Origin of the sequence: Mycolicibacterium smegmatis, assembly GCF_001457595.1 — a bacterium.
Classification (GTDB): Bacteria; Actinomycetota; Actinomycetes; order Mycobacteriales; family Mycobacteriaceae; genus Mycobacterium; species Mycobacterium smegmatis.
Window position 1 is genome coordinate 3,301,975 of record NZ_LN831039.1, and the last position, 11,884, is coordinate 3,313,858.

Here is an 11,884-nt window from a genome sequence, read left to right on the forward strand (position 1 = left end):
GCGGGTTACCGCGAGTGGCCCGGCGTCACCGGGACGGCGTGAGCCAGCGGGTCTTGATGCGCCATGAATGTGCCGACGCGAGTGCGAAGACCGCTCCGCAGATGCACGCGAAGATCCAGACCAGCCTGCCATTCTCGACCGGTTGCAAATCCGGCAGAAATGTCGTCACCAGACGCACCACACAGGCGATGATTCCGCTGACCGAGGCAACCAGATAAATATTGGCGATTCGCCGGGAGCGGGGATCGCGGCGCAAAATCAAGATCGCCCGGGCCCCGTACGCCAGCAAATAGATCAGGATGGCGCACAGAATCGTCCAATAGACGCCCAGCCACAGATCGGTGGGCACCTGGAAGAAATCGGGGCGGTACACCGCGGCACCGTTCCCCAGCGAGAACGCCGCGAGCAGAAGCGGGATACAGAGCGTGGCGGGGCGTTCGACGTACTGCTTGAACGATTGCTGCATCGAGTGGTCGTCCTGCAGGCGGCCCAGCGCGTTGTACACCACCGCCGATGCCGCGACGATGTAGCAGTCGTGGCCGATGTAGTCCTCGAGGTTCCACTTGCCGGTCAGGTTGTACAGGAACTGGCCGATGGTCTCGGAGGCGAACGGAGACATCAGCAACACCGCGAGGCCCTGCAGCGCGACGTTCATCGTCGCGGCGACCTCCCAGCGGCAGGTCCACGTGACACGTCGAATCCACAAGCTCCACGCGATGCAGATCAGCGTGATCGCGATGAGTATTGCTATGGACATCAGAGTTCGCCTCGGCGGGTAATGCTTGCCAGCAACGTGGACTACAGGGGAGGCGCGTCGGGACGCGGGGACAGCTCGGAGAGTTTCTTGGGCCGGCTCACACGGGTGGCGGTCTCGACCGGCGCCACCATCACCTGGGACGACTCCACGTAGTGCCAGACCTCCTGGCGGCTCATGAGGCCGAACCGGACCTGGAGATCGGGGTAGCTGAGATTGAACCGATCGGCGACCTGCCGCAGTTCCTCGGCGTTCGGGTAGTCGGGTTCCTTGATACGGCGGTAATAGGTGCTGCTCGACACGCCAAGGGCGGTGTAGATCGCCTTGGCGTCGATATCACCGTCCAACAGGTAATCGAGCAAGGCCTTCAGCTGGCGGCCGTTCTCGTCAGTGCGTGGCACCACCACACAATAAACCCGTTTTCGGCCGATTGGCGACGATCGTTGCCGCAAAGCCGGGCCGCGAAACAGTTTCTTAATTGACAACCGTGTCAGACTTTTGGCACAGGTCTCCCAAATCTGGGACAGATTAGCTAACGTTGACGCATGGCTACTCCTCTGTTGGCCGGCGGCACGACGGGTGCGCGCAGCTGGATTGCTGATCACAACGCCGCCGGGCCGGCCGGCCCCGCCGACACGTCGATGATGTCGACGTCCCTCGGCGGTGTGCTCGCCGCCGAACTCGACGGTGCACGCGAGTCCCTCGGCTGCACCACCGAGGAGATCGTGCTGGCCGCGCTCGGCCGTGCCGTCGCCCGCACGATGGGCGAGGGTCTGCTGGCCGTCGACCTGGACAGCGCCGGATCGGACAGCGTGGACGGCGGCGCGCAGTCCGCCGCGCGCCGCGTCGTGGTCCCGTGCGTGTCGCGCCGCGAGCTGTCGGGCGCCGAACTGCTCGCCACCGCCCGGGCAACGGTCAGCACGGCCGAGGCCCATCCGCGCGCCGACGTGTCCCTGCGGATCAACACCGACGGCGTCGCGACGGTCGGGGAGTACGGCCTGTGCGTGCACGTCGACCATTCCGGCGACTCGCATCTGCGCATCGACTGGGCCTACGACACGCGCAATTTCGACCGCTACACCGTGGAGGAACTCTCCGAACAGTTCCCGCTCGCGCTGATCGAGGTCACGTCCGGGTAGGGCGTTTCGGACCGATTTGCACCACTCACTAGAATCAGTGCATCGGCGCTGATCCGGCCATCACCGGGGAGCCTTCGGAAGAACAGCTGACAAGCCCAGTAGAACCGAACGGGTGGGCCCGTGATCGCCCATGAGTTGAGCGGCGTGCACATCGTGCGCGCAAGCGGGGTGGTACCGCGGCGCTCGCGCACCGGCGCGACGTGTCGTCCCCGTGCCTCGGACATCAGGTTTCTGTCGCGGAAACCGCGACACGGGCACAGGAGACGAATTCAGTGACCGCCTATCCCAAGCCGGCCGCACCGAACTTCCCCGAGCGGGAGCTCGAGGTGCTCGACTACTGGGCGAAGGACGACACCTTCCGCGCCAGCGTCGAGCGGCGCGAGGGCGCTGAGGAGTACGTCTTCTACGACGGCCCGCCGTTCGCCAACGGTCTGCCGCACTACGGCCACCTGCTGACCGGCTATGTCAAGGACATCGTTCCCCGCTACCGCACGATGCGCGGATACAAGGTGGAGCGCCGGTTCGGTTGGGACACCCACGGTCTGCCCGCCGAACTCGAGGTGCAGCGCCAGCTCGACATCACCGACAAGTCCCAGATCGAAGAGATGGGCATCGAGAAGTTCAACGACGCGTGCCGTGCGTCGGTGCTCAAGTACACCAACGAATGGCAGGCGTACGTCACCCGGCAGGCCCGCTGGGTGGACTTCGACAACGACTACAAGACACTCGACCTGCCGTTCATGGAGTCGGTGATCTGGGCGTTCAAGCAGCTGTGGGACAAGGGGCTGGCCTACGAGGGCAACCGCGTGCTGCCCTACTGCTGGAACGACGAGACCCCGCTGTCCAGCCACGAACTGCGCATGGACGACGACGTCTACCAGAGCAGACAGGACCCGGCGCTGACCGTCGGGTTCCGCATCGACGAGGGACCGCTGACGGACAGCTACCTGCTGATCTGGACCACCACACCGTGGACGCTGCCGTCCAACCAGGCCGTGGCCGTCGGCCCCGACATCACCTACGTCCACGTCGAGGGCGCCGACGGGCGCCGCTACCTGCTGGCCGAGGCACGTCTCGGTGCGTACGCCAGGGAACTCGGCGAGGAGCCCAAGGTGCTCGCGACCTTCACGGGCCGCGACCTGCTGGGCACCCACTACGTGCCGCCGTTCCCGTACTTCATGGGTTCGGCCAACGCGTTCCAGGTGCTCGCCGGTGACTTCGTCAGCACCGAGGATGGCACCGGCATCGTGCACATGGCACCCGCCTACGGCGAGGACGACAAGGCCACCGCGGACGCCGCGGACATCGTCGCGGTCACGCCGGTGGACTCCAAGGGCCGGTTCGACGAATCGGTGCCCGACTATGTGGGCCAGCACGTGTTCGAGGCGAACCCGCAGATCATCCGTGACCTCAAGAACGGCGACGGATCCGCGGGCGCCAACGGCGCGGTGGTGCTGCGGCACGAGACCTACGAGCACTCGTATCCGCACTGCTGGCGGTGCCGCAACCCGCTGATCTACCGCGCGGTGTCGTCGTGGTTCGTGCGGGTCACCGAGTTCCGTGACCGCATGGTCGAACTCAACCAGCAGATCACCTGGTACCCCGAGCACGTCAAGGACGGCCAGTTCGGCAAGTGGCTGCAGGGTGCCCGCGACTGGTCGATCTCACGAAACCGCTACTGGGGCACGCCGATCCCGGTGTGGAAGTCCGACGATCCGGCCTACCCGCGCATCGACGTCTACGGCTCCCTCGACGAGCTGGAACGCGACTTCGGCGTCCGCCCCGACAACCTGCACCGCCCGTTCATCGATCAGCTCACCCGGCCGAATCCCGACGATCCGACCGGCAAGTCGACCATGCGGCGTATCGAGGACGTGCTCGACGTATGGTTCGACTCCGGTTCCATGCCGTACGCGCAGGTGCACTACCCGTTCGAGAACCGCGAGTGGTTCGACGGCGCTTCCGGCGAAGAAGCCCATTTCCCAGGCGATTTCATCGTCGAGTACATCGGGCAGACGCGCGGCTGGTTCTACACGCTGCACGTGCTGGCCACCGCGCTGTTCGACAAGCCCGCGTTCAAGACGTGCGTGTCGCACGGCATCGTGCTGGGCAACGACGGCCAGAAGATGAGCAAGTCGCTGCGCAACTATCCGGATGTCTCCGAGGTGTTCGACCGCGACGGCTCCGACGCCATGCGCTGGTTCCTCATGGCCTCGCCGATCCTGCGCGGCGGCAACCTCATCGTCACCGAACAGGGCATCCGCGAGGGGGTGCGCCAGGTGCTGCTGCCGCTGTGGAACGCCTACAGCTTCCTCGCGCTGTACGCGCCGGAGAAGGGCACGTGGCGCACCGACTCGAAGAATGTGCTGGACCGCTACATCCTGGCCAAGCTCGCGCAGCTGCGTGACGATCTCACGTCCGCGCTGGATGTCTGCGACATTTCGGGCGCGTGCGACGAGCTGCGCCAGTTCGCCGAGTCGCTGACGAACTGGTATGTGCGGCGGTCACGTTCGCGGTTCTGGGACGAGGATCCCGAGGCCATCGACACGCTGCACACGGTGCTGGAGGTGACGTGCCGGCTGGCCGCTCCGCTGCTGCCGCTGGCCACCGAGGTGATCTGGCGGGGTCTGACGGGGGAGCGCTCGGTGCACCTGACCGACTGGCCGGAAGCCGATGTACTGCCGAAGGATCCGGACCTGGTGGCCGCGATGGACCAGGTACGCGAGGTGTGCTCGGTCGGCTCGTCGCTGCGCAAGGCCAAGAAGCTGCGTGTGCGCCTGCCGTTGCCGAAACTCACCGTCGCCGTGCAGGATCCGGACAGTCTGCGGCCGTTCGCCGACCTGATCGCCGACGAGCTCAACGTCAAGGCCGTCGAGCTCAGCGACGACGTGCCCGCCTACGGGCGCTTCGAGCTCGCGGTCAACGCCCGGGTCGCCGGGCCGCGCATCGGCAAGGACGTGCAGGCCGCGATCAAGGCCGTCAAGGCGGGGGAGGGCGTGGTCAACCCCGACGGCACGCTCACCGCGGGCCCTGTGGTGCTGCAACCCGAGGAGTACACCTCCAAGCTGGTTGCGGCCGACCCGGAATGGACCGCGGCGCTGCCCGACGGTGCGGGTCTGGTGGTCCTCGACGGCACGGTGACCGAGGAGCTCGAGGCCGAGGGCTGGGCCAAGGACCGCATCCGTGAACTGCAGGAACTGCGGAAGTCGACCGGCCTGGAGGTGTCGGACCGCATCTCGGTACGCATCTCGGTGCCCGCCGAACACGAGCAGTGGGCACGCACGCACCGCGATCTCATCGCAGGCGAGATCCTCGCGACCAGTTTCGAATTCGCCGAGGTGACCGACGGTGCGGAGATCGGCGACGGCGTGCGGGTCGAGATTGCGAAGATCTGATCCGACCGGGTGCGATGCGACCGCGGGTGAGCTGACCGGACCTGCCGGCCCGGCTCACTCGTGGGTGACGCGCGCCGAGCGAGATCCGAGCGCGACCTCGTCGCCGGCATGCAGTTGACGGCCACGCCTGAGTTCGACCTCACCGTTGACGGTCACCTGACCGTCGGCGATCACGGCCTTGGCGTCGGCCCCGGTGTCGATCAGCGCGGCCAGCTTCAGGAACTGACCCAGGCGGATGGACTCGTCGCGGATCGGCACGTCGTCCGGCTTCATGCTGGTCAGAGTAGCCCTTTAGCATCTGCAGGTATGGAGGGCACCGTCGCTCGGACCGCGAGCCGCAGATGGGTCCTGCATCTGGACATGGACGCGTTCTTCGCATCCGTCGAGCAGCTGACCAGGCCCACGCTGCGCGGGCGCCCGGTCCTGGTGGGTGGTCTCGGGGGACGTGGTGTGGTCGCGGGCGCCAGCTACGAGGCCCGCCGCTACGGCGCCCGTTCGGCCATGCCGATGCACCAGGCCCGCAGGCTCGTCGGGGCGCCCGCGGTGGTGCTGCCGCCGCGCGGCGCCGTCTACGGCGTCGCGAGCCGGCGCGCGCTCGACACCGTGCGCAGCGTGGTACCCGTCCTCGAACAGCTGTCGTTCGACGAGGCCTTCGGTGAACCGTCCGAGCTGGCAGGCGCCGAGGCGGCCGACGTCGAGGCGTTCTGTGAGCGGTTGCGCGCCAAGGTACTCGAGCACACCGGCCTGGTTGCCTCGGTCGGCGCGGGCTCGGGTAAACAGATCGCCAAGATCGCCTCGGGTCTGGCCAAGCCCGACGGTATCCGGGTGGTGCGCCGCGAGGAGGAGGCCGTGCTGCTGCACGGTCTGCCGGTGCGCAAGCTGTGGGGCATCGGCCCGGTGGCCGAGGACCGCCTGCACCGCATCGGCATCGAGACCATCGGCGCGTTCGCGGCGCTGACCGAGGCCGAGGCCGCCAACGTGCTGGGCTCCACGATCGGGCCCGCGTTGCACCGTCTGGCGCGCGGGATCGACGACCGCCCGGTGGCCGAGCGCGCCGAGGCCAAGCAGATCAGCGCGGAATCCACGTTCCCGGAAGACCTCACGACGCTGGCACAACTGCAGGACGCCATCGTCCCCATCGGCGAACACGCGCACCGACGCCTGGAGAAGGACGGTCGCGGCGCCCGCACCGTCACGGTCAAGCTCAAGAAGTCCGACATGAGCACGCTCACGCGGTCGGCCACGCTGGCGTACGCCACCACCGAGGCGTCGACGCTGATCGGCACGGCGCGCAGGCTCCTGCTGGATCCCGTCGAGATCGGACCGATACGCCTTGTGGGCGTTGGGTTTTCCGGCCTGTCGGATATCCGGCAGGAGTCGCTGTTCCCGGACCTGGAACAACCCGAGGAGTTTCCCGACGCGGCGCCGCAGGTCGAATCCGTGCAGACCGGACCGTCGTCACCGACCACGCAGTGGCGTGTGGGCGACGACGTGGTGCACACAGAACTCGGTCACGGCTGGGTCCAGGGCGCCGGTCACGGTGTGATGACCGTGCGTTTCGAGACCCGCGCGTCGGGACCGGGGCCAGCGCGCACGTTCCCCGAAGACAGTCCCGAGGTCAGCCGCGCCGATCCGGTCGACAGCCTCGACTGGGCCGAATACCTCAGCAGCCTGGCCGACTACCAGAGCACGCCGTAGTTGGCGGCCAGGACGAACCCGTGGCCGCCGTAGCCGCGGCACGTGACGGTGCCCTGGTACCCGACGCCGCACGTGGCGCCCCAGTTGGTGAGCCGGTGTCCTTCCGGCAGCACGTCGACGTCGCGGGTGAACGTCGGGGTCTCGGAGAACCGGTACACCGCGGGTGTGCCGCCGTACTCCACCACGGTCTGGTTCGTGCCGGGCGGCGCGTCGGCGGGCACCGCGTCGCACCCGATCGGACCGCCGTTGGGGCCGATGCCGCAGTGTCGCCCGTCTGGAGTCTTGAAGAAGACGTGGTAGAAGTCCGTCGGTGAGGTGAAATTGCCCTCGGCCAGCGGATAGGAGTCGATCGCGTCGGCGCCCGGCGGCGGTTCGGCCAGTGCGGACGGTGCCCCCGCGACACCCCCGGCAAGGATCAGACCCACCCCCAGCACGCCGACCGCGGCGAGAATTGCGAAGCGGTGCAGCATGTTTCCAACGTTTCCGATCGGGCCGCACGTGTCAACCCCATGAGGAGAAAACCTCGCGCACGGGCCGCTGCGCGGCGAGCGCGGCCATCAGCAGCACCCGCGCCTGCGGCGGGCGCAGACGAGGCGCCACCACGGCGCCCGCGTCGGCCAGCCGGCGTCCCGGTCCGTAGTCCGGTGCGATGACGCCGCCCGGCACCCGCGTCGACACCACGATCTCGACACCGGCACGCAGATGGCGTTCGACACCCTCGGTGAGCGCCGCGCCGAGGTTGCCCGACCCCATGGCCTCCAGCACCACCCCGCGCGCCCCGGCCGCGACGCACGCGTCGAGCGCCGCGGCATCGGCGCCGGGATACCCGGCCACGATGTCGACCCGCGGTGCCGCGGCCGCCGACAGCGCACCGAGCACAGGTCGCGTCTTGTCCTCGGTGAGCTCCACAGTGCCGTCGGCCACCGTGCCGAGCGCCGTGCCCGAGAACGCGTCGAGTTCCTGCGTGTGCCGCTTGTGCAACCCGAGCGGTGCGCGCACCGTGCCGGCGAAGCACACCAGCACGCCGAGTCCGCGGGCGTCCGGGGACGCCGCGACCGCGATCGCGTCGGCGAGATTGCGCGGCCCGTCGGCCTCGGGCGCGTCCGAGCTGCGCTGCGCGCCCGTGATCACGACCGGGGTGTCACCGGTGTGGGTGAGCTCGAGCCACAGCGCGGTCTCCTCCAGGCTGTCGGTGCCGTGCGTGATCACCACACCGTCGGGCCCGCCGGGGCCGTCGGTGGCCTTCGCGACGGCCTCACGGATCGCGTCCCAGTCCGACGGGGTCAGGTGTGAGCTGTCGGTGGTCATGAGATCGACCACACTCACCGTGGGCGCCGTCGGGGCGGTCAAAGCCGCCGTCAGCTGCGCTCCGCGCCTGGTCGGGCGCCGGACGCCCGCGTTGTCGGTGCTCGTGGATATGGTGCCACCGGTGGTGATGAGGACGACTTGTGCGGACGGGTTCACGGTCGAGATTGTCCCGCACCGGCACTTTGGGATGATGGTCGAGTGACTGATGAAACGTCAGGCCCGGCTGAGCCGGTGACCGACGCACCCGGGGATGCCGAATCCCCCGCGCAGCCCAAGCGGCGACTCCGTCTGTTGTTGACGGTCGCCGCCGTCGTGCTGTTCCTCGACGTGGTGACCAAGGTGCTCGCGGTGCGCCTGTTGACCCCCGGCCAGCCGGTGTCGATCATCGGCGACACCGTGACGTGGACGCTCGTGCGCAACTCGGGTGCCGCGTTCTCCATGGCGACCGGATACACCTGGGTGCTCACGCTCGTCGCGACGGGCGTCGTCATCGGCATCATCTGGATGGGCAGGCGGCTGGTCTCGCCCTGGTGGGCGCTGGGGCTCGGGTTGATCCTGGGCGGCGCCACCGGCAACCTCGTCGACCGGTTCTTCCGGTCACCCGGCCCGCTGCGCGGTCACGTCGTCGACTTCTTCTCGGTGGGCTGGTGGCCCGTGTTCAACGTCGCCGATCCGTCGGTGGTGGGTGGCGCGATCCTGCTGGTCGCGCTGTCGCTGTTCGGGTTCGACTTCGACACGGTCGGCAGGCGCCGCCCCGGCGAGGACGCCGAGCCGTCGGCAGGCGCGTCGGACAGCACACCGGAGGCACCGGCGGCGGACGGCCCGGACAAACCGGCCGGACCCGTGGGGCCCGAGGACGCCGCCGAGGAATCGAAGACCGTCGGCCACCAGGCCGAGCCGTCATAGTGGACACCCGGTCGATGCCGGTCCCCGAAGGACTGGCCGGAATGCGTGTCGACGCCGGGCTGTCCCGGCTGCTCGGGTTGTCCCGCACGGTCGTGGCGACCCTGGCAGAGGAGGGCGCGGTCGAACTCGACGGCGCACCCGCGGCCAAGTCGGACAAGCTGGTCGCGGGCGCCTGGCTGGAGGTGCGGCTTCCCGAGGCGCCCAAACCGGTCGAGAACACGCCGGTCGACATCGAGGGCATGAACATCCTGTACTCGGATGCCGACATCGTCGCCGTCGACAAACCGCCGGGTGTCGCGGCGCATGCCACGGTCGGCTGGCACGGACCCACCGTCCTCGGCGGTCTGGCGGCCGCGGGGTTCCGCATCAGCACCTCGGGCATCCACGAACGGCAGGGCATCGTGCACCGCCTGGACGTCGGCACGTCGGGCGTGATGGTCGTCGCGCTGTCCGAGCGCGCCTACACCGTGCTCAAGCGTGCCTTCAAGCAGCGCACCGTCGAGAAGCGCTATCACGCGCTGGTGCAGGGCCATCCCGATCCGTCGAGCGGCACCATCGACGCCCCGATCGGGCGGCACCGCGGACACGACTGGAAGTTCGCGGTCGTCGAGGGCGGGCGCCACAGCGTCACCCACTACGACACGCTGGAGATGTTCCCGGCCGCGAGCCTGCTCGACATCGAGTTGGAGACCGGGCGCACCCACCAGATCCGTGTGCACTTCTCGGCGCTGCACCATCCGTGCTGCGGTGACCTCACCTACGGCGCCGATCCGACGCTCGCCAAGCGCCTCGGCCTGGAACGGCAGTGGCTGCACGCGCGCTCGCTGGCCTTCGCGCATCCCGCCGACGGACGACGGGTCGAGATCACCAGCCCCTATCCCGACGATCTGCAGAATGCGCTCGACCTTCTGCGCCGGCACGCACTGTGAGCGGCTCGAACCGCACCGGAGTGCTCTACGGTGCAGGCGCCTACATCTGGTGGGGCCTGTGTCCCGGCTTCTTCCTCCTGCTGCTGCCCGCGGGCCCGCTGGAGGTGGTGGCACACCGCATCGTCTGGAGCACGGTGTTCCTGATGCTGGTGCTCGCTTTCGCCCGCAGGCTCGGGGATCTGCGCAGGCTGTCGCTGCGCACCTGGTTGCAGTTGCTCGCGGCGTCGGCGCTGATCTCGATCAACTGGGGCACCTACATATTCGCCGTCACCTCCGGTCACGTCGTCGACGCCGCGCTGGGTTACTTCATCAATCCGCTCGTGAGCGTCGCGCTGGGGGTGATCATCTTCCGCGAGCGCATCAACCGGTGGCAGGCCGTGTCGCTCGCGCTCGCCGTGATCGCCGTGGCGGTCCTGACCGTCGAGGTCGGTGAGCCGCCCTACATCGCGGTCGTATTGGCCGTGTCGTTCGGTGTGTACGGCCTGGTGAAGAAGGTGGTGCAGGCCGATCCGCGCGTGAGCGTCGCGGTCGAGACCCTGCTGGCGCTGCCCGTGGCAGGCGGGTACGTGATCGTCCTCGAGGTGCTCGGACGCGGGCACTTCATCGCCGAGAGTCCCTGGCATCCGGTGCTGATGGTGCTGTCCGGCGTGGTGACCGCGGTTCCGCTGTTGCTGTTCGCCGCGGCAGCGCAGCGGCTGACCATGGTGATGATGGGCCTGCTGTTCTATCTCAACCCCGCACTGCAGATGCTGTGGGGCGTGTTCATCGGGCACGAGCCCATGCCGTTGGGGCGCTGGATCGGTTTCGCGCTGATCTGGACGGCCCTGGCCGTCATGACGATCGGCACGCTGCGCAACCGGCGCAGCGATGCGGTCGCCGACGCCGCACAGACGCAGCCGACCCTGCCGTGAATCCGTGCCGCCGCCGTCAGACCGTGGCAGGTTTTGATCTTGACGGCCGCGTCAGCGTGTGTTAGCGCACTTCGGATAGCGTCGTTTGCCACAGCAGATAGTTGACGATGCAATAGCTATGCCATAGCGTTCGCCCATGACCGAAGCTGGGCAACCACGGCCGCTGCGCCGCGCTCCTGGCCGGCCGGTGGGCGCCGATTCGGCGCAGACGCGAATGCACATCTTGCGGGTGGGGTGCGAGCTCATCAACGAACGCGGTTTCGCCGCGCTCACCTTCCAGGGGATCGCCAAGCGCTCCGGCCTGAGCCGGCCGACCCTCAACTACTACTTCGCAACCAGGGACGAGCTGTTCCACGCGCTGGTCCACGAGGGCAACGCCATCGTCCAGGAATGCCTCGCCGCGGCAAAACAGCAGGAAGACCCGCTCGAGCGGGTATGCGCCCTGCTCGACGCGATGGCCGATGCGTGGAGCGCGGACCCTTGCCTGTGCCAGTTCCTGGTCAACGCCCGGCTCGAGGCGGGGCGAAATCCCGCGCTGCCCAACGGTATCGCCACCGCGATCCGGGATTTCCTCGACGACGTGGTCGGCGACGCCATCGCAGGCGGCGCCCTGCCCGCGCACACCGATCCCGCACCCGTCGCGCAATTGCTGCACGCCATGGTGTGGGGTGCGGGTCTGTGCCTCGGATACGGCGGGACGTCGGATCCCAAACTGATAACCAAGCAACTCGAATCGGCCATCGCAGGCGGATTGCTGACCGAGTCGCGGCAGGCGTCGTGACACGCGAATGAAAGCCGGCCGGAAAACACGCGAACGCGACACGCCCGAGAGTGTCGGTGGGGG

General features: G+C 68.3%; 12 protein-coding genes. 7 read left to right on the top strand and 5 right to left on the bottom strand.

The features are described 5' to 3' along the window. Positions 1-25: 25 nt before the first annotated feature. Entirely contained in the window at positions 26-757 is a 732-nt protein-coding gene (locus tag AT701_RS15860) for a hypothetical protein (protein WP_003894553.1), read from the bottom strand. Positions 758-798: 41 nt separating this feature from the next. Next, a complete protein-coding gene (locus AT701_RS15865; RefSeq protein ID WP_029104108.1) occupies positions 799-1,155 on the bottom strand; it encodes a hypothetical protein in 357 nt (118 codons plus the stop codon). Between the two features lie 144 nt (positions 1,156-1,299). Here AT701_RS15865 and AT701_RS15870 point away from each other — a divergent pair, with 144 nt between their 5' ends. Both AT701_RS15870 and ileS read left to right on the top strand, forming a co-directional pair. After that, positions 1,300-1,893: a hypothetical protein gene (locus tag AT701_RS15870; RefSeq protein ID WP_058126177.1), complete on the top strand. Its 594-nt coding sequence runs from the start codon at positions 1,300-1,302 to the stop codon at positions 1,891-1,893. 272 nt (positions 1,894-2,165) lie between these two features. Further along, positions 2,166-5,288, top strand: a complete 3,123-nt coding sequence (gene ileS, locus AT701_RS15875; protein ID WP_058126178.1) for an isoleucine--tRNA ligase — start codon at positions 2,166-2,168, stop codon at positions 5,286-5,288. Positions 5,289-5,342: 54 nt separating this feature from the next. Here ileS and AT701_RS15880 read toward each other — a convergent pair whose 3' ends face one another. Beyond that, entirely contained in the window at positions 5,343-5,561 is a 219-nt protein-coding gene (locus AT701_RS15880; RefSeq protein ID WP_011728864.1) for an RNA-binding S4 domain-containing protein, read from the bottom strand. A 33-nt stretch (positions 5,562-5,594) separates the two neighbouring features. On the opposite strand from AT701_RS15880, the gene AT701_RS15885 reads away from it, so the two are divergent. Beyond that, the gene (locus AT701_RS15885) at positions 5,595-6,986 is read left to right on the top strand and encodes a DNA polymerase IV (RefSeq protein WP_058126179.1); all 1,392 of its coding nucleotides are present in this window, start codon (positions 5,595-5,597) and stop codon (positions 6,984-6,986) included. Here the strand turns inward: AT701_RS15885 and AT701_RS15890 are convergent. Both AT701_RS15890 and AT701_RS15895 read right to left on the bottom strand, forming a co-directional pair. After that, complete coding sequence (locus tag AT701_RS15890; RefSeq protein ID WP_058126180.1) at positions 6,968-7,456, bottom strand: hypothetical protein; 489 nt, start codon at positions 7,454-7,456, stop codon at positions 6,968-6,970. The genes AT701_RS15885 and AT701_RS15890 overlap by 19 nt on opposite strands. A 31-nt stretch (positions 7,457-7,487) precedes the next feature. Beyond that, positions 7,488-8,450, bottom strand: a complete 963-nt coding sequence (locus AT701_RS15895; protein ID WP_011728867.1) for an asparaginase — start codon at positions 8,448-8,450, stop codon at positions 7,488-7,490. Between the two features lie 75 nt (positions 8,451-8,525). Between AT701_RS15895 and lspA the strand changes: the two genes are divergently transcribed. The 4 genes from lspA (at position 8,526) to AT701_RS15915 (ending at position 11,821) form a co-directional block, all read left to right on the top strand. Further along, complete coding sequence (gene lspA, locus AT701_RS15900) at positions 8,526-9,200, top strand: signal peptidase II (protein WP_223495573.1); 675 nt, start codon at positions 8,526-8,528, stop codon at positions 9,198-9,200. Positions 9,201-9,214: 14 nt separating this feature from the next. Continuing rightward, on the top strand, positions 9,215-10,129 hold the full coding sequence (locus AT701_RS15905) for an RluA family pseudouridine synthase (protein WP_413232157.1): 915 nt from the start codon (positions 9,215-9,217) through the stop codon (positions 10,127-10,129). A gap of 20 nt (positions 10,130-10,149) precedes the next feature. Continuing rightward, a complete protein-coding gene (gene rarD, locus AT701_RS15910) occupies positions 10,150-11,040 on the top strand; it encodes an EamA family transporter RarD (protein WP_014877598.1) in 891 nt (296 codons plus the stop codon). Positions 11,041-11,176: 136 nt separating this feature from the next. Then, entirely contained in the window at positions 11,177-11,821 is a 645-nt protein-coding gene (locus AT701_RS15915) for a TetR/AcrR family transcriptional regulator (protein WP_058126182.1), read from the top strand. The last annotated feature ends 63 nt before the right edge of the window (positions 11,822-11,884 follow it).